The sequence below is a fragment of the Enterococcus columbae DSM 7374 = ATCC 51263 genome (assembly GCF_000406925.1).
GTDB lineage: Bacteria > Bacillota > Bacilli > Lactobacillales > Enterococcaceae > Enterococcus_E > Enterococcus_E columbae.
Window position 1 is genome coordinate 20861 of sequence record NZ_KE136350.1, and the last position, 17510, is coordinate 38370.

A 17510-nucleotide genomic window follows, 5' to 3' on the forward strand; every position below is an offset into this window, starting at 1 on the left:
ATGCTTTTAGGGTGATTACGCCAATCAGCAACCATTCACTAGCTTTTTTATGAGCTAAGCAATAGAAAAAGTAGCTTTTTTTCTAGGTGACTTCTGTTGTGAAAAGTAAAACACTAGTCTCTTATTGTTTTTACAGCCAATTATTTTCTTGAGCAATCCGCACCGCATCCGTTCGATTTTCAGCATTTAGCTTCTGTAAAATAGTACTTATGTAATTGCGAATCGTGCCATCTGAAAGATATAACTGGTTGGCTATACTTTTATTCGATAAGCCTTGCGCAACTTTCTTTAAAATGGCCTCTTCTTGCATCGTAAGTGGACTATTAGCATTAACAACAATATCCATCAATTCTGGTGAATATTCCTTTTTCCCCGCTAAAACCGTTTGAATCGTCTGCATGAGCTCTTTAATCGAACGATCTTTCAAAACATAGGCATCTACACCAGCTTTTAAGGCCCGTTCAAAATAGCCTGGGCGTTTAAAAGTCGTAATGATAATGACTTTAGTCGATAAACCTTGTTTTTTTACCCATTCCAATACATCTAAGCCTGATTTTTCTGGCATTTCTACGTCTAAAATCGCCACATCGATTGTCTCTTGTAGCAAAAGCTTTTGGGCAACTAAACCATTTTCAGCAGCGAATACGGCGGAAATTTCTGATTGAAACTGCAATAATTGACACAACGCATCTCTTAACATGCTTTGATCTTCTGCAACTAATACACGCATTATTTTTCCTCCAATGGAATCGAGATTCTAAGATGGGTCGGTTGAGCTAACTGAACAAAGGAAAGGGTCCCTTGAATCGTTACTAAGCGATCTTTAATTGAATGTAAGGAAGTATCATCGATAGCACTAAAGCCTCGACCATCATCTTGATAATCTAGAATGAATTGTTTGTTCTCAATCGAAAAGTTTAATTGACAAGTTTTCGCTTGACTATGCTTAATAAGATTAGTCGCCAATTCTCGCAAAATCATGGTTAGCTTGCCTTGCGTAGATTGAGCTAAATGATTGGCTAATTCACCTTGACTAACTAGCAAGCAAACTCCTGAAATTTGTAGCATATTATCCAGAATGACTAATTCCTCAGCTACATTATGCTCTTTTAATGATTGAACAATCGTACGTACCTCTTGCATAGATTGTTTAGAAATTTGCTGGAGCTCCTTGATTTCTTTTTGTGCTTGCTGTAGATTATCTGTCTCAAGTAAAGTCTGCGCTAGTTCAGCCTTAACTGTCATCAAAGCGAAGACATGTCCTAGCGTATCGTGTAGATCTTGCCCAATACGATTGCGTTCATTTTCAGCTAATAATAGATTAATCGAGCGATTCTTTTCCATAATCGCTATTTTCTGTCGCTCTTTTTGCGACTCTTTTCGTCCAAAATAGAGCATTAAGAAATTTGAAAAGAATAAAAAGACCAAAAGCAAAAGGCTGGAGATATCATTCGTAACATGGATTCCATAGCCGATTACCGTCACTAAGGCAATAGTATAGCTAACCAGTTTAAAAGAAGAGCCTTCAGAATCAAAACGATAGACTAACAATATGGTCATATACCAGATAAACCAAAACATGCCTCCATCAAAAATGCTCATCAAAATGATATAGCCTAACGCCAAAAACCAAGCAAGATTTAACCATCGCTTATTGCGACCATATAACAGATATAAATAACATCCTACAAAGCCAATCGTTAAATATAATGTCCAAAAGGGAATAGCTAAGCTCATCGCTCCATATATTGGAAAATAGACAAAGATCAAATTAATATAATACATTGGATGTAGACGAAAAAATTTCTTCAATTAAACTACCTCACGTTTTCGATGAATCAGTAAAACCATTACCGTAGTTATTATGACATAAAACAAAAGTATTAGTAAAGATAATTTGGCTAGAGTTGCTTTTCTTGCAATTTGAATAACAACTTGATTGACTTGATAGGTTGGGGTTATTTTGGCAATCGTTTGTAGCCACTTAGGAAACACCTCAATTGGCCACCAAGCGCCTCCGATAATAGCCAAACCTAAAAAGGTAATATTTGAGACCATCGACATTTTTTGATTGTCGCTAATTTGAGCAATTAATCCCCCAAAGGCTAAATAAACCAGACTACTCAAAAGTAAAAAGCCCCCACTTAACAAGACACTTGTTAACGAAAAACGCACTCCTCTAAGAAAAATTCCTACTAGAAAGGTCACTACAATGGATAATAAGAAATAAATCAGTATCCGAATAAATTTAGCTAGATAATACTGTCCTATCTTTAATGGTGAATGTTCAATATACAGTAAATAATGATTGCTACGATCCTCCTTTAACATCACTGGAAAACTAAATAAAGCAAAGGAAGACATCGAAAAAGCCGTCATTTTGAATAAATATTCCTGAATGATTTGCTGATTGGTAGGTGTATTTGTACCCATTGATGCGGAGATTAATAAAAAAAACATCACCGGTAAGCCAATGGCCATAATAAAAATAGGCCAATTGCGCCAAATTTGAATCCACTCAATTTTTAATAAGGCTTTCATTGTTTTTCCTCCTCGGTCATGGCAAATAAAATATTTAACAATGATTGATTTTGAATTTCTACATCAGTAATCCTACAGCCAGCTTGTTGTAATTGTGGCCAAATCTTTTCTAGCTGGGTGGTTTCAAATTGAACCGTTTCGATCCCCTCTACAATCTGACTAATTGATTCAAGCGAGCGAACAAATGATAAAAAACGAATCGGTAGCGTCACCAACTTATTCATATGCGCATTTCTAATAGCATAAGGAGTGGTATCTTGAATTAATTTTCCTTGGTGCAACAATAAAATACGATCAGCCGTATGCTCAACTTCTTCAATATAGTGACTCGTATAAAAAATCGTTTTCCCCTCATTTTTTAACTTCTGGATAATTTGCCAAAAGCGTTGTCGTGTTGAAGTATCCATCCCAGCAGTGGGTTCGTCCAAAAATAAGAGACTCGGCTTGCCAATTAAGCATAAAACAAAAGCCAATAATCTTTTTTGACCACCCGATAGCTTTTCGGTAAATTGCTGCAGCTGACTAGTAGAAAATTGTAGCAAGCCTTGAATTTCTTCCAGCGTTAGACTGTCTGGATGAATTGTCTGAAAAAAATGAATCAGCTCAATTGCCTTTAGCCCTTTAGGCAAGACATTTTCTTGAAGTAAGACAGCTATTTTACGCTTATTAGCCATGGCTTTTGGGGGTTGACCATTCAGCAGGACACTGCCCGTACTTAGCTGCTATCGCCTAAGATACAAGAAATTAAGGTAGTTTTTCCGGCACCATTAGGACCAATCAAAGCGACACATTCCCCTGCTTTGACTTCAAAGGAAATCGCTTGTAAAATAGTTTTTTCTTTCAGTTGTTTCGATAAATTTGTGACCGTAATCATAGATTTTCCATCCATTTCTTTCAATTAATAGGTTTTGTTATCCACAGTTTAAATGACTAGCTGCTTTTTAGATAGTCACGCTTGTCATAGATGAATATGACAAATGTCATATCTTCATTGATCGTATATTTTCATTCGCTTCAGTCATGAATTCTTTTGCTGAGCTGATTACTTCATGTCCACGTCGCACGCAAATTTTCTCGTAGCTAAGCAAGTCGTTTTACACCCCTGCTCTAATACACATCCCTATTACAAGTAGGAATGGCTTGTAGACAATATCCACAATATTTCTTGCATGGAATCATACTCTCTCTTCGATAAAATTACAATCGTATCTTCAACGTCCTTAGAGGTTACGATAAGTGTTGCTGCATTTTCATTGACCAGCTTCATATAACTTCTTAAATTTTAATGAAAATTTGAATATGTTACTGCTTCTATGGATAATCACCTCTCCTGCCAAAAATGTACATCCTATTGTACAATCAATCAAATAAAACTCCTATTCACTTTTCCACTAACACTTTTTGCTATTTAGCAAAAGCAGTGCCTTTTAAAATATACAAACAGTATTTTACAATTTTACATTTGATATGTTAGTATAAAAGTATAAAGGCAGAATTTTCTGACAATTAAAAAGAAAGGGTGCTCTATATGAAGAAAATCAAATTGTTTGGGTATATGGTTTTGCTATCTCTCTTCTTTGTTGCAGGTTGTAGTAATCAAGCTACAAAAAAAGAGGCCAGCACTAGTAATCATACTACGAATAGCAACATATTGGAATCCTCCTCTACTACAACTGAGCTAGCCAAAGAAATCAATGAAGCTGACGAAGAAATAATAGAAACAATCGACAAAGTGTATTCTTCTTGGGATAGTATACCAAAAGAAATAAACGAAAATAACCAGATTTGGCAATTACAAAGGGCCGTTTTGCTAGAAAATAATTCTATTCAAGCTACCTTTTTCAAAAAGAATCCTATAGAAATTTTCAACGGTAAGCTAACGAAAAGCTATAGTAATTGGAATGATGTAAAAAAAGAGATAACTATCAATGGTAAAAACTGGAGATTAGTTAGTGCCAGATTAGTTGCAGATAAAGTGGAGGCCGACTATACAGAAAAATAACTAATAATCCGCATGTTCAACAATCATTTATGAAAAATGAAGTCAAACATGCGGATTTTTATAGTTGATAGATAACGCTACTATTAAATGATTAAGAAAGAATCTTTTACTTTTCCCTGTGGTAGCTTTGAGGTAATCCTTTAATTTACACCCTTCTTCTAACTAAATTGCTAGGTATGCCAAAACAAAGCTAGCGAGTAAAAACAGCTAAAGTTTGCTGATCCGCTTGCTGATAGTCAATGGTCTGAGTCAGCTTGCCTTGGACCACTCGTCTAGTTTCGCCACTCATCTCTCCACAAGTAATTAAAGTCACAAGCTTACTATTAGGTACCTCATCTAAAACATCCACTCGATTGGGACTGACACGCTCGTTAGCAATAACCTCATAGCAATAAATCTTAGCTAAATCGGTCAAATAAATCTTATCGCCCATTTTCACATGATCTAACGGTGTAAACAATAAGCTCTCATCAAACATTCGATGACTAGCCAAACCATAATTTCCCTCACCCATTACTTGAGTTTCACTTGTTGTACCAGCGCCGTAAAGTAAAACCTCATTGGCTAAACCTTTAAAAATCGGTAATTGAATCTTAACACTAGGTACTGCAACGTAGCCGATAACTGGTAGCTGTTCGTTAGAAAACTGATTTTTAAGAACGGCCTGTGCATCGACCGACTGGACTTGATCAAAATCAAAGGTCGCTTTGGCTTTTTGATTTTGAACGATTTTTTTGCGAGTAACGCGATGTACTTGATAGGTTTGCGTTTTATGCTGCAATAGCATCTTTTGCAAGGGCTGATTAAAAATTAAGACCAAACCGACAACAACTAAAACAATAATGACAATATTGAATAACCATTTTTTCCAGGCTTTTTTCCTCATAACTTTACTCCTATCTTTAAAATCCACCAGCTTATGCTATACTACCATTGTACACTAAAATCTAATTAGATAACAAAAAAATTAACTGGAGACAATTGTATGAAGCAAAAAGGAATCTTATTAGTGAACCTAGGAACCCCAGAAAAAGCTGAAAAGGCAGCAGTCAAAGCTTTTTTAAAAAAATTCTTAGGCGATCGACGAGTCATTAAATTATCCCCTATTTTATGGAAACCTATCTTACATGGGATTATTTTAAATGTCCGTCCTAAAAAATCAGCAGCACTCTATCAACAAATTGCCGATCCCATTCATGGCTTTCCACTATTACGCTATACTAAAGCACAAAAAGAACATCTACAAGCCTTACTCCCTGAAACTAGCGTTGCAATGGGAATGTCTTATAGCCAGCCAAGTATCACCGACAGTCTGGATCAGCTTTTAGCTGCTGGCGTGAATGATTTGACCATCGTACCAATGTATCCACAATATTCAGGAACAACGGTGGGCGCTGTTTTCGATGAAGTCATGCGCTATTTTATCGGCAAAGATCATTTAGTCGATTTACATTTTATTCGCTCTTATCCCAAGCAGCCTAGCTATATTCAATATTTTGTTGACAAAATAAAGGCCCACCTAGCACAAAATAAGGTTGATGCGATCGTTTTCTCTTATCACGGCTTGCCGGTTAACTATGTCAAAGCTGGGGATACTTACCCTGAAGAGTGTAAGCAAACCACCCAAAAGATAATGGAACAACTAGGAGATGTGCCTTATTTTCAAACCTATCAATCAAAATTCGGCCCAGGTGAATGGCTCACTCCAGCAACCGATGCGACATTAAAGCAGTTACCCAAACAAGGCTTCAAAAATATCTTAATTGTTGCACCAGGTTTTGTCGTAGATTGCTTAGAAACCTTAGAAGAATTAGAGCAAGAAAACAAAAATTTCTTTTTACAAGCAGGTGGGCAAAGTTTTACCTATATTCCACCGTTTAACGACGATTTAGCCTTTGCCAAACTAGTTTGTGAGCTGCTAGAATAGTCCATCTATTCAATTAAAAAGGCAATCAAAGCTACTTATCTAGCCGTGATTGCCTTTTTATTATTTCTTCGCTATTTTTTTCACGATGAAAATCAACACCACTGCACACAAAGCACCCGCACCATCTAACATGACATCTTGAAATAACGGCGTGCGTCCACCCGTTAGCATTTGATGAAATTCATCACTGGCTGCATAACCCAAAGCTGCCAGCACACTAAAAGGTGCGGCAATCCACCATTCTTTTACCCTAGCTGATAGTCCTAAAAATAGACTACCTCCTAAAATAAAATAGGTGGTAAAATGAGCGGCTTTGCGAATAAAAAATTCAACAAATGAAAAATAGCCCAAACGCTCAATACTAATCACTTTACCTGCATAAGCAAAGTGAATGTTACTTAGAAACTCTTTGAAGGGTTGATTTTTTAACCAATGAGATAAATTCGATAGCTGGGATTGCTGCTCATATGTCTGAGAGGAGCTGTAAAATAAAATTGCCATCATCATCACCGCGATGGCTAGATAAAAATTGCCATTTTTTCTTGAAGTTTTAAACATATTTTCCCTACTTACTTAATTCATAGATTTTTCGATGATCTTTCATGCCAATTGAGGTAAAGCCATTTTTTTCTAAAACAGCGATACTTGCTAAATTTTTGGGATGAACAAAAGCCACGATTTTTTGAATGGTTAATTGTTCAAAGCAAAATTGAACCATGTGCTGCACACAATTCGTCGCAATCCCCTGGCGCCAATAATTGCGCTGTAGAGTATAACCTATCACCGCTGTTGCTTCTTCACTCGCTAAGGTGAGGTGGAAATTACCAATCACTCGCTGGGTTTGATTATCGACAATCGCATAACGTCCTAATGGCTCAGCTAAATTCCATTTAATCAACGCCACCAAGCTCTCCGCCATACTTTGATGGGCAGGATAATTATATTTCAAGGCCTCCGCATCCGAAGTAAAGGCATGATAATCTGCAAGGTCACTTAAACGAAAGGGGCGTAAATAAACCTTCGCTAACGCAAAATAAGTATTTTGGGCTAAAGTAACCAAATCCTGATCTCTTGTTGGATACATCCTTTTCCCCCCAATAGACACTACCTACTAATCTAGCATAACTATTCATAATTGAATAGTCGACGAAACAAAAAACGACCATTTTTAACCAAAATTTGATTAAAAATGGTTCGCTCTTATTGATAATTCGCGCGTGGGCCACCGACATATTTAGGACGACTATATAAAGCGGTGACATGCGCACCACCTAATTCACGAATACTTGGTCTAATTGGCACCTGCACGTGTTTAATGTGCATACCAATCGAAGTATCGCCCAAATCAATCCCCGCTTTCGCTACGATATGCTCCACTTCCACTGGGTTTTGAAAATATTTAAAAGCAGCTACTGAGCAAGCGCCCCCCGCATGTAATGCTGGCACAACCGCAACCTCTTCTAAATGATATTGCTCCATGACCGTTTGTTCCACTACCAAGGCACGATTTAAATGCTCACAGCCTTGAACTGCTAGATGAATCCCTTTAGGCTGTAAAAGATCAAGCAAGGTGCGAATGACCCATTCCCCTACTTCCTGACTTGAAGCCTTGCCAATCTGACCACCAACAATTTCACTCGTTGAACAACCTAAAACAAAAAGATCCCCTGCTTTTAATTGAGCAATCGTTAAAACCTCATTGGTAATTTGCGTCAATTGCTTCACTAATTCTTCTTTTTCAATCATGCTACACCCTTCTTTCTAATTGTACTCTCCTGTTTTACTAAATGGTTCGCTGATGTAATTTGCGTTTATGAATCATTGGTAAAACGAGTAAAGTCACTGCTGAACCAAAACCGGTTTGAATGACATTCCCTAGAATCGAAGCTAAACCGGCTGGCCAAGTATAAAGAAAACTGGTCGCCAGCATATAACCAATAATCATCCAAAGACTAGCCACCATTAAACTAATCACCTGCTTAAAAGGCAAATTGCGCTGCATCAAATAACCGGCAATAAAACCTTGGATACCATGAATGAGAAAAGAAAAAATCATCCATTGAGGGTAACCGGATAATAAATCAATCAGGCCTCCACTTAGCGCCCCTACACAAAAACCTCCAAATGGCCCAAAAAGACTAGCGCTTAAATAAATACCTACTTCACACAATGTCACTATCCCCTTAGTTGCTGGGACTGGAATAATGACCAGCATCGAAACTGCGACCGTCAAAGCCGTCATCATCGCAATTTTAGAAAGCTGCCTTACATCCATAAAAATTCCTCCTTATTTGGCTACTATACCCGCATGCCAAACATTTCCTGTATCTTCATCTATAGCTATGCCTTGTTCAATCGATTGAAAGACAAATTGCTTCGCATAAGCTACTGCTTGTACCATTGGCTTTTTCATTGCTAATTGACAAGCAAGCGCACTAGCAAAGCTACAGCCTGCCCCATTAATCGTATTTTTTCGTAACTTAGGCTGTTGAAAAATCTTGCGTTCATTTTGATTCACCAACACATCGATGGCCTGCTGTCCTTCTAGTCGACTCCCACCTTTTACAACAACTGACACCTGAAAAGCAGCATACAAAGCTTGCGCTAATTCCAATAAATTGGCTTGATTGCTTTGATGAAGTAATAATTGTGCCTCTGTCAAATTCGGCGTGATTACACTCGCTAAAGGAATCAAGGACTTAAGCTTTGCAATATAATCGTTTTGCGCCTGCTGCTGTGTTTCTTTAAAGGCCAAAACTGGATCTAATACAATCGGGATTTTACCGACAAACTCTCGGCAAAAATCAGTCACCATCGCAATTTGTTCGATATCTGCCAATAAGCCGATTTTAATAAACGATAATTGATCCTGATAGCTATTTTTAATCGTGCTTAATTGCTCTTGAAGTAATGGATTGGCAATATTTCGGATAGCAAAACCGTTTTGCTCATCTTCTACCGCTACGGTACTTAGTGCAGCTAATCCGAAAACTTGATGATTTTCAAAAGTTTTCAGGTCGGTTGTAATCCCACCGCCACCCCAAGAATCTAAGCCACCAATTGTTAAACCAATGATTGTCAAAGTAATCCCCCCTTGAATTTAGATTATACTAAAATCTACTAGGCAAACAACAACCAATTGGCTTATTTTTCGACCAACCAATTTCAATAGTAACATCCGCTCATTTCAATAACTAGTAATTTCTTACTATTCAGCTTATAATAGCTATCACAGACTTACTTTTAAATAGGGACTGCCCTTATATTTATCATTAAGGAGGAATGTTGCATGCGTTATGCAATGAATTGGGACTTAGACAGTATTTTTAGTGGCAAAAGCCAATCAACTAGCCTACGCCAAGAATTAGCTGACCTAGATCAAATGATTCATGATTTTCATCAATCCGTGGAGCAGCTACAAATCAACACCGAACAAGAAGTGGCACAATTACAAAAAATTATTCAACAAGACGAAGCCATTCAAAAAAGCTTTACTGAATGCGCGACCTTTATTGAAGCCTTAGCCTCTGAAAATATTTACGATAATCAAGCAAAATTATTAACCGGAACTTTATATGCGAAATTACCCGCCCTACAATTGGCCCACACGATTTTCAATAAAAAGCTAAGCAGCTATACAGATGAACAGTGGCAAGCTTTAATTCCTACTCACTTTGCTCAAATCGCTTTTCGTTTAGGTGAAATGCGCAAACAAGGGGCAGAATTATTAGACGAGCAATCCGAAAACATCATTAGCACGCTAGCTTTAGATGGCCAAAGCGCTTGGAGTCAGCATTATGATACCATCGTTGCTAGTATTCAAATTCCTTTTAACGATGAATGGCTCTCTGCTGGTCAAGCCTTTAATGTGATGATGTCTAGTGCCGATGCAGCAATCCGTCAAGAATTGTTTGAAAAGTGGGAAAAAGCTTGGCAAGAAAAAGCCGACCTGCTAGCTGATACCCTGAATCATTTAGATGGCTTCCGTTTGAGTAACTATCGCTTGCATCAGGTCACGGATTTTCTAAAAGAGCCGTTAACTTATAACCGCCTAGACCGGCAAACCTTAGATCAAATGTGGGATACCATTACTCAAAATAAACAAAAATTTGCTGATTTTCTTACTCGAAAAGCCCAATTATTCGGCAAAGAAAAAATGGATTGGCAGGATCAAGATGCACCGATTTTATTAGGTGATTTCAAAGAACGTCGCTTCACCTTTGACCAAGCAGCCGATTTCATTATCGAAAATTTCCGCCAATTTTCACCAAAAATGGCTGATTTTGCACAAATGGCCTTTGAAAAAGCTTGGATTGAAGCCCAGGACCGTCCAGGCAAACGACCAGGCGGCTATTGTAGTAGCTTACCAAAATCAAAGGAATCACGCATTTTCATGACTTATGGTGAATCAGTAAATGAAGTAGCGACCTTAGCTCATGAACTAGGTCATGCCTTTCATAGTCATGTCATGTGGGATCTACCTATGTTAAACCAAGATTACGCGATGAATGTTGCTGAAACAGCCAGCACCTTTGCTGAATTAATTGTTGCTGATGCTACCCTTAAAGCAGCAACTAGTGTGGAAGAAAAAATCAATCTCCTAGATGTCAAATTGCAAAATGCGATTGCGATGTTTATGAACATTCATGCTCGTTTTATTTTTGAAACTAACTTTTATACAGCGCGTCAAAAGGGCTTAGTAGCCACTGAGGAAATCACTGAAATGATGCTACAAGCACAAAAAGAAGCTTACAATGATTGCTTAAATAGCTACCATCCGCATTTTTGGGCAGCTAAACTACACTTCTTTATCGATGAAGTACCGTTTTATAATTTCCCATACACCTTTGGCTATTTATTCAGCTTAGGCATCTATGCCAAAGCCAATCAACACGCTACTGGTTTTGAAGATCAATATATTGCCCTACTTCGCGATACTGCTAGCATGACGACTGAAGAATTGGCTAAAAAACATTTAGCCGTGGATCTACATGAACCAACCTTCTGGCAAGCTGGTATTGATATGGTCTTAAAAGATATTGATACCTTCATGGAATTAACTGAACAATATATCTAAGCTTTTGGCAATCTATATTTTTTTGAAGATATAGATTGCTTTTTATTAAAGGAGGTAGCAAAATGGACTATATCACTGAAACACTAGAAACAAAGCGCTTAATCTTACGACCCTTAAGTGTGAACGATGCTACAGAAATGTTTAACAATTGGGCAAGTGATCCACAAGTAACTAAATATCTTACTTGGTCTGCCCATACCAATGAATCTACCACAAAAGATCGACTCGTATTGCGAGAAACAAAATATAAAAATAAAGAAATTCTCGATTGGGGCATTGTCGTCAAAGAAACAAATGAGCTAATTGGGACGATTACTGTAGTTAAAGACCATCCTGAATATCAAACCATGGAAATTGGCTATGTAATTGGTCGCAAGTGGTGGCACCAAGGATATACTACGGAAGCTTTTAGGCAAATTATCCAATATTTATTTGCTACTTATCCTTGGTTAAATCGCATTGAAGCAACTCACGATATTGAAAATCCTAATTCTGGTAAAGTCATGCAAAAATGTGGACTACAATTTGAAGGAATACTTCGACAAAAAGGCAAAAATAGGCGTGGACTCGTTGATATTGCCATATATGCCATTTTACGTGAGGATGGTAAATTTCAAAAATAGTAAAATGCACGGCTGACTTTAATCAGTCAGCCGTGCATTTTGAAAAATAACCCAAAGCTAGCCGTTCTTTTGATTGACTTTTTGTTCCAGATAGCTACGATGCTTTAATCCAAAATAATGCAATTGATCCAAAATTGGTGCGAGCTCTTTGCCGTGTTCAGTCAGCGCATACTCTACTTTGGGTGGGATTGTGGGATAAACCCTTCGCTCAATTAATTCTTCGGCCTCCAATTCACGCAAATTTTTCGTCAACATTTTTTGCGTAATGCCCGGAATAGCCTTTTGTAAGACTGAAAAACGAATGGTTGGATTTTTAAAAATTTGCATTAGGATTTTCAGCTTCCATTTGCCACTTAATACCTCTAAACCATCTTCTATGCGACAAGATTGAATCTCAAAATTTTCAGTATCTGCAATTGTTAGCTCCTTCATATAGCTTATCCGTTAGCCACCTTTCCAATAGTATCTTTTAGGAAACTAAGGCGAAAAAAAGTGCCGTCTTCCCAAAATTACTCATTTCTCTTACTATTAAGTATACAAAATACAAGTGAAAAGAGGAAATAAATATGATTGAATTGGGCATTTCTACTTTTGGCGAAACGACTCCTTTAGAAGCAACTCAACAAGCACCTAGTCACCAAGAAAGAATTCAGCAGCTAGTAAAAGAAATCGAATTAGCTGATCAGGTAGGATTAGATGTTTACGCAATTGGTGAGCATCATCGCGCAGATTTTGCGGTATCTGCACCAGAAATTATTCTAGCTGCCGGCGCGGTGAATACCAAAAATATTCGTCTATCTAGTGCCGTAACCATTCTTTCATCAAGTGATCCTGTTCGTGTGTATCAACAATATGCAACCATCGATGCCCTAGCCAATGGTCGAGCAGAAATTATGGCTGGACGTGGTTCTTTTATCGAATCATTTCCTTTATTTGGTTATCAATTAACGGATTATGATGAATTATTTAACGAAAAACTAGCGATGCTTTTAAAAATCAATGACGCTACCCAATTAAACTGGCAAGGCAATTTCACGCAAAGTGTCGACAATCGACCAGTCTATCCTAGAGCAACGCAAGAAAAACTGCCAATCTGGGTCGCAACAGGTGGCTCGCCTGACTCGACCTTACGTATCGCTAGTCTTGGTTTACCAATTGTTTATGCCATTATCGGTGGCAATCCTTATCATTTTAAACCACTAATTGATTATTATTATCGCGTAGCCAAGCACTATCAGCATGATTTAAGTCAAATGAAAGTCGGTGCCCACTCTTGGGGTTGGATTGCGCCAGATCAAGAGACTGCCATCGAAAGCTACTTTCATCCAACCAAAACCCTAACCGACCAATTAGCTAGTGAACGACCACACTGGCAACCAATGTCTAAAGCCCAATATCTGCAAGCCGTTGGTCCGGAAGGTGCGATGTTAGTCGGTAATCCAGAACACGTCGCCAACAAGATGATTCAGTTAATCGAACAGTTGAAGCTACAGCGTTTCATGCTCCATCTGCCAGTTGGCTCAATGCCACATGATCAAACGCTACAAGCCATTCAGCTATACGGTGAAGAAGTCGCTCCACGTGTGAAACATTATTTTTCTAAGCAACCTTAATGCTCGTAAAACTAAAAGGTAAATAAGCTTGGTTGGGAGAAAAACTTGCTATTCTGCTTATTTCCCCAGCCCAGAGCTTATTTGCTCGTAGCTGTTCAACTTGAAGAACCTCATTAGATAAACCAACTTGAAAAGCAGCCTTAGATAGCCTTGACTATTCGGGTATAAAGAGTAAACTATAGACGAATAATCGTGCAGCCAATTTTGAAAAAGACTCGTGTGATTTGTTTACTTGCATCACTAGCTAACGAATGAAATGTTTAGACATTCCTTATTCTAACGCTACTTAAATAGCAAGCGATGTATTAGAATCCATTCATTCATTGGAGATGAGTAAAGTGAAATTAGACCCAACTAAAAAAACAACTTCAGCTAAGCAAACTTTTATTATTAGTAAATACCTATGCTATCTTCTTGGTATTGTCGCTTTTATCTTCTATCTATGCTATGTCGCACACAAAGGCGAGAGAATAGCAACAAGCTTTGGTATTATTGCCAATCTTTGCGTTATCCTGGCAATAATAGCGATGTATATTTGTGCTTATATTAAGTTTAAGGGGAAATATACAAAATACAGTGGCTTATTTATCTGGCATGCTCGTGATATTGGTTGGGGAGCTAGCTTCAATCCGTATAGCTTAGCTGGTAAAGCACTATGGCTATGTTTGATGGCACCATTTGCTTATTATCTCTATACTTTTCTAGTGAAATGATGCGTAGATAAATACAAGCTCTGTTTGACAAGTCAATCATCCTTAGCATAAAAAGCGGTGCTGATTGACAAGTCAGCAAATAGAAATTTAAGAAAATAAGAATCCGAATGTTCACCTTAATTTTTGATAAAATTATTGATGAACATTCGGATTATTTTATTATTCAATTTTTATACTGGACTTTTAGGTCATCCTCAATCTCTCTCTAATCGCCTTTACGAATCGCCTTTACGCTTTAAAGCGTTTAAGTCGTAAAGCATTTAATAATACTGATACCGAGCTAAAGCTCATGGCAGCACCAGCCAACATTGGATTTAACAATGGACCACCGAAAAGATGTAAAATCCCCATCGCTACCGGAATTCCTAACACATTATAAGCAAATGCCCAGAATAGATTTTCCTTAATATTGCGCATGGTGGCCTTACTTAAACGAAGAGAAGCAACCACCCCTTGTAAATCGCCTCGCATCAAGACAATATCCCCGGCTTCAATGGCGATATCTGTACCGGTACCAATAGCAATCCCCACTTCGGCTTGAACTAAGGCAGGGGCATCATTAATCCCATCACCAACCATTGCGACCTTTTTCCCTTTAGCTTGTAGTTGTTGAATGACTTGCGCTTTTTGATCAGGTAGCACTTGACTGATGACTTGTTGAATACCGGCTTGCTTGGCAATTGCTTTAGCTGTTTGCTCATTATCCCCCGTTAGCATAATTACCTCTAAACCAAGTTTTTGCAACGCTTGGATTGCTTGTGGGCTACTTGCTTTAATTGGATCACTAACGGCTAATACACCAACTAATTGTTGATCAACTGCTACATACATGACTGTATTACCTTGACTAGCTAAACGATTGACAGTAGCCTGATGTGCTTCAGTAGCGATCGAATTGACTTGCATAAATCGTTCATTCCCTAGTAATACTTGGTGATGATCAACAGTTGCTTGGATGCCTTGACCAGTCAAGGTATCGACTGCTTGCGCCTTTCCTAAAACAATTTCAGCCTGACTAGCAGCGTGCAAAATCGCTTGCGCAAGTGGATGTTCAGAACGTTTTTCCACACTAGCAGCTAAATAAAGCATTTCCTCTTTAGACATTGAGGTAAAAGTGACGAGCTCACGCAATTCAGGGTGGCCCTTGGTAATCGTACCCGTCTTATCTAAAACAATGGTATCCACCGCTTGCGCTGTTTCTAAGGCTTCACCGTTTTTAAATAAAATCCCTAATTGTGCCCCTTTACCCGTTCCAACCATAATTGCAGTTGGGGTAGCTAAGCCAAGCGCACAAGGACAAGCGATGACTAACACTGAAATCATAATTGTTAATGCAAAGACTAAACCAGTATGACCAAAAATCAACCAAGCTAAGCCAGCTAAGAGCGCTAAGATCATGACGATTGGTACAAACACAGCGGACACTTGATCGGCTAATTTCGCAATCGGCGCCTTACTCCCTTGCGCTTCTTCAACTAATTGAACGATTTGCGCCAGCGTTGTATCTTCACCGACTTTGGTTGCTGCAAACTGAAAGCTACCTGTTTTATTCAAAGAAGCACCAATTACCGTATCGCCAATCTTTTTGGTGACTGGTAAGCTTTCTCCGGTTAGCATGGATTCATCGACACTGCTTTGACCTTCAATAATTTTCCCATCCACCGGAATCTTTTCACCTGGTTTCACTAAGAGGATGTCCCCAACTTGAACTTGGGCAATATCGACTAATTTTTCCTTTCCATCTTTGATAACTACTGCTTTTTTAGGTGCTAAAGCTAATAATTCCTTAATCGCTTCAGAGGTCTTGCCTTTACTAATAGCTTCAAAAGTTTTTCCCAAAGTAATCAAGGTTAAAATCACAGCAGCGGATTCATAATATAAATGCATGGAAAAAGCGGTATTGCCTTGATAAACAGCTAACGTACCAACTAAACTATAGATAAACGCAGCACTGGTACCCAAAGCAACCAATGAATCCATATTTGGATGACCTTTAAATAATAATTTAAAGCCAACAAGATAAAACTTACGACCAAAATATAACACAGGCAGCGTGAGTAATAACTGTAAGCTTACAAAGATTTTTGGCGCATGCATTGGCGCAATCACTGCTGGTAAGGGTAACCCAATCATCTCACCCATCGACAAATATAATAAAGGGATGGTAAATAGTGCCGAAAACCAAAAACGCTGCCACATCTGCTTAATCTCAGCTAATTTCTCCGCTTTCAAGGCTTCTTTATCCTGATTGACTAACTTTGACGCTTGATAACCTGCTTCCTGAACAGCTTGGATAATCTCATTAGCGGTTAAGGTTTGATGATCATAATCGATACTTAATTGCTCAGTAGCTAAATTCACATTCGCACTAGCTACTCCTGGTAATTTGCGTGTCGCTTGCTCAATTTTGGCAGCACAAGAAGCACAGCTCATGCCTTTAATGGCAAAAATTTCCTGTTTTTCAGGCTTGACCAGCTCAAAGCCAATCCCCTTAACCGCCTCAGCCATTTGATCTAAGGAAGTTGTCTCGGGTTGATAGTCAACGGTTAATCTTTCCGTTGCTAAGTTCACATTCGCTGACTGCACACCGGCTAGTTTGCCGACCGTCCGCTCAACGTTTTGCGCACAAGAGGCACAGTGCATGCCCTTAATGGTATATGTTGCGTGATTCATTAAAATCCCTTCTTTTCTATATTGGTTATGCAGACGAAATGACTGATTGCCTTTCTTTTGGAAAATCGTCTACATTTGTAATCTTTATTATCATCTTACGCAGAAAATGGCTTCTCGTCAAATATTTTCAACCAAATTTTCCAAAAAATGACTAAATAAGATTAGCTGTAGTGATAATCTACGCAAAAAAAACGTTTTCATGATATAATAGAACTAGCAGATATACTATTGGTTCAACGGTTACTTTAAGGTCGATCAATTTTTGATCAAACACGAAAGGTTGTGAACAACGATGATGGGAAGCTATTTTGTTTCTGGTATGATGTTTTTGAATTATCTTT

The 17510-nt window shown here is 38.2% G+C and carries 17 protein-coding genes and 2 pseudogenes; 6 read left to right on the top strand and 13 right to left on the bottom strand.

Annotated features, from left to right (window positions below):
- Positions 1–130 precede the first annotated feature (130 nt).
- The 5 genes and pseudogenes from RK02_RS09265 to RK02_RS12150 form a co-directional block, all read right to left on the bottom strand.
- Positions 131–730, bottom strand: a complete 600-nt coding sequence (locus RK02_RS09265) for a response regulator transcription factor (RefSeq protein WP_016183977.1) — start codon at positions 728–730, stop codon at positions 131–133.
- Positions 730–1812, bottom strand: coding sequence for a sensor histidine kinase (locus RK02_RS09270; RefSeq protein ID WP_016183978.1), 1083 nt, complete (start codon positions 1810–1812; stop codon positions 730–732). The genes RK02_RS09265 and RK02_RS09270 overlap by 1 nt, the downstream gene beginning before the upstream one ends.
- Complete coding sequence (locus RK02_RS09275) at positions 1813–2541, bottom strand: ABC transporter permease (protein WP_016183979.1); 729 nt, start codon at positions 2539–2541, stop codon at positions 1813–1815.
- A pseudogene (locus RK02_RS09280) lies at positions 2538–3415 on the bottom strand (ABC transporter ATP-binding protein). Before RK02_RS09280 ends, RK02_RS09275 begins: the two are co-directional and overlap by 4 nt.
- A gap of 261 nt (positions 3416–3676) precedes the next feature.
- Positions 3677–3808, bottom strand: a pseudogene (locus tag RK02_RS12150) (type II toxin-antitoxin system Phd/YefM family antitoxin); the annotation flags it as partial.
- Positions 3809–4069: 261 nt separating this feature from the next.
- Between RK02_RS12150 and RK02_RS09285 the strand changes: the two are divergent.
- A complete protein-coding gene (locus RK02_RS09285; protein ID WP_016183982.1) occupies positions 4070–4543 on the top strand; it encodes a hypothetical protein in 474 nt (157 codons plus the stop codon).
- A gap of 190 nt (positions 4544–4733) precedes the next feature.
- Here RK02_RS09285 and RK02_RS09290 read toward each other — a convergent pair whose 3' ends face one another.
- Entirely contained in the window at positions 4734–5429 is a 696-nt protein-coding gene (locus RK02_RS09290; RefSeq protein WP_016183983.1) for a class A sortase, read from the bottom strand.
- A 99-nt stretch (positions 5430–5528) separates the two neighbouring features.
- On the opposite strand from RK02_RS09290, the gene hemH reads away from it, so the two are divergent.
- Positions 5529–6470: a ferrochelatase gene (hemH, locus tag RK02_RS09295; protein ID WP_016183984.1), complete on the top strand. Its 942-nt coding sequence runs from the start codon at positions 5529–5531 to the stop codon at positions 6468–6470.
- Positions 6471–6530: 60 nt separating this feature from the next.
- Here the strand turns inward: hemH and RK02_RS09300 are convergent, their stop codons facing one another.
- The 5 genes from RK02_RS09300 to RK02_RS09320 all read right to left on the bottom strand — a co-directional run bounded on the left by RK02_RS09300 (position 6531) and on the right by RK02_RS09320 (position 9552).
- Entirely contained in the window at positions 6531–7028 is a 498-nt protein-coding gene (locus RK02_RS09300; protein WP_016183985.1) for a VanZ family protein, read from the bottom strand.
- Between the two features lie 7 nt (positions 7029–7035).
- The gene (locus RK02_RS09305) at positions 7036–7554 is read right to left on the bottom strand and encodes a GNAT family N-acetyltransferase (protein ID WP_016183986.1); all 519 of its coding nucleotides are present in this window, start codon (positions 7552–7554) and stop codon (positions 7036–7038) included.
- 116 nt (positions 7555–7670) lie between these two features.
- On the bottom strand, positions 7671–8216 hold the full coding sequence (locus RK02_RS09310) for a TIGR01440 family protein (RefSeq protein WP_016183987.1): 546 nt from the start codon (positions 8214–8216) through the stop codon (positions 7671–7673).
- 37 nt (positions 8217–8253) lie between these two features.
- On the bottom strand, positions 8254–8745 hold the full coding sequence (locus RK02_RS09315) for an ECF transporter S component (RefSeq protein WP_016183988.1): 492 nt from the start codon (positions 8743–8745) through the stop codon (positions 8254–8256).
- Between the two features lie 12 nt (positions 8746–8757).
- Positions 8758–9552, bottom strand: coding sequence for a hydroxymethylpyrimidine/phosphomethylpyrimidine kinase (locus tag RK02_RS09320; RefSeq protein ID WP_016183989.1), 795 nt, complete (start codon positions 9550–9552; stop codon positions 8758–8760).
- Between the two features lie 207 nt (positions 9553–9759).
- Between RK02_RS09320 and RK02_RS09325 the strand changes: the two genes are divergently transcribed.
- Complete coding sequence (locus RK02_RS09325) at positions 9760–11547, top strand: M3 family oligoendopeptidase (protein WP_016183990.1); 1788 nt, start codon at positions 9760–9762, stop codon at positions 11545–11547.
- A gap of 62 nt (positions 11548–11609) precedes the next feature.
- Positions 11610–12170, top strand: coding sequence for a GNAT family N-acetyltransferase (locus tag RK02_RS09330; protein WP_016183991.1), 561 nt, complete (start codon positions 11610–11612; stop codon positions 12168–12170).
- 57 nt (positions 12171–12227) lie between these two features.
- Here RK02_RS09330 and RK02_RS09335 read toward each other — a convergent pair whose 3' ends face one another.
- Positions 12228–12602 carry a winged helix-turn-helix transcriptional regulator gene (locus RK02_RS09335; protein ID WP_016183992.1) on the bottom strand — a complete coding sequence of 125 codons (375 nt, stop codon included), beginning with the start codon at positions 12600–12602 and terminating at the stop codon, positions 12228–12230.
- Between the two features lie 134 nt (positions 12603–12736).
- On the opposite strand from RK02_RS09335, the gene RK02_RS09340 reads away from it, so the two are divergent.
- Positions 12737–13783 (top strand): LLM class flavin-dependent oxidoreductase, encoded by a 1047-nt coding sequence (locus RK02_RS09340; protein ID WP_016183993.1) that lies wholly within the window; start codon positions 12737–12739, stop codon positions 13781–13783.
- A gap of 329 nt (positions 13784–14112) precedes the next feature.
- Positions 14113–14496, top strand: a complete 384-nt coding sequence (locus RK02_RS09345; protein WP_245555754.1) for a hypothetical protein — start codon at positions 14113–14115, stop codon at positions 14494–14496.
- A gap of 228 nt (positions 14497–14724) precedes the next feature.
- Here the strand turns inward: RK02_RS09345 and RK02_RS09350 are convergent, their stop codons facing one another.
- Positions 14725–17169 carry a heavy metal translocating P-type ATPase gene (locus RK02_RS09350; protein WP_016183995.1) on the bottom strand — a complete coding sequence of 815 codons (2445 nt, stop codon included), beginning with the start codon at positions 17167–17169 and terminating at the stop codon, positions 14725–14727.
- Positions 17170–17510: the final 341 nt, after the last annotated feature.

Coding starts and splice junctions, on each gene's coding strand:
- RK02_RS09300 (WP_016183985.1), bottom strand. CDS start 7,028: ATGTTTAAAACTTCAAGAAAAAATGGCAATTTTTATCTAGCCATCGCG.
- RK02_RS09305 (WP_016183986.1), bottom strand. CDS start 7,554: ATGTATCCAACAAGAGATCAGGATTTGGTTACTTTAGCCCAAAATACT.
- hemH (WP_016183984.1), top strand. CDS start 5,529: ATGAAGCAAAAAGGAATCTTATTAGTGAACCTAGGAACCCCAGAAAAA.
- RK02_RS09350 (WP_016183995.1), bottom strand. CDS start 17,169: ATGAATCACGCAACATATACCATTAAGGGCATGCACTGTGCCTCTTGT.
- RK02_RS09330 (WP_016183991.1), top strand. CDS start 11,610: ATGGACTATATCACTGAAACACTAGAAACAAAGCGCTTAATCTTACGA.
- RK02_RS09345 (WP_245555754.1), top strand. CDS start 14,113: ATGAGTAAAGTGAAATTAGACCCAACTAAAAAAACAACTTCAGCTAAG.
- RK02_RS09275 (WP_016183979.1), bottom strand. CDS start 2,541: ATGAAAGCCTTATTAAAAATTGAGTGGATTCAAATTTGGCGCAATTGG.
- RK02_RS09265 (WP_016183977.1), bottom strand. CDS start 730: ATGCGTGTATTAGTTGCAGAAGATCAAAGCATGTTAAGAGATGCGTTG.
- RK02_RS09315 (WP_016183988.1), bottom strand. CDS start 8,745: ATGGATGTAAGGCAGCTTTCTAAAATTGCGATGATGACGGCTTTGACG.
- RK02_RS09290 (WP_016183983.1), bottom strand. CDS start 5,429: ATGAGGAAAAAAGCCTGGAAAAAATGGTTATTCAATATTGTCATTATT.
- RK02_RS09340 (WP_016183993.1), top strand. CDS start 12,737: ATGATTGAATTGGGCATTTCTACTTTTGGCGAAACGACTCCTTTAGAA.
- RK02_RS09325 (WP_016183990.1), top strand. CDS start 9,760: ATGCGTTATGCAATGAATTGGGACTTAGACAGTATTTTTAGTGGCAAA.
- RK02_RS09310 (WP_016183987.1), bottom strand. CDS start 8,216: ATGATTGAAAAAGAAGAATTAGTGAAGCAATTGACGCAAATTACCAAT.
- RK02_RS09285 (WP_016183982.1), top strand. CDS start 4,070: ATGAAGAAAATCAAATTGTTTGGGTATATGGTTTTGCTATCTCTCTTC.
- RK02_RS09335 (WP_016183992.1), bottom strand. CDS start 12,602: ATGAAGGAGCTAACAATTGCAGATACTGAAAATTTTGAGATTCAATCT.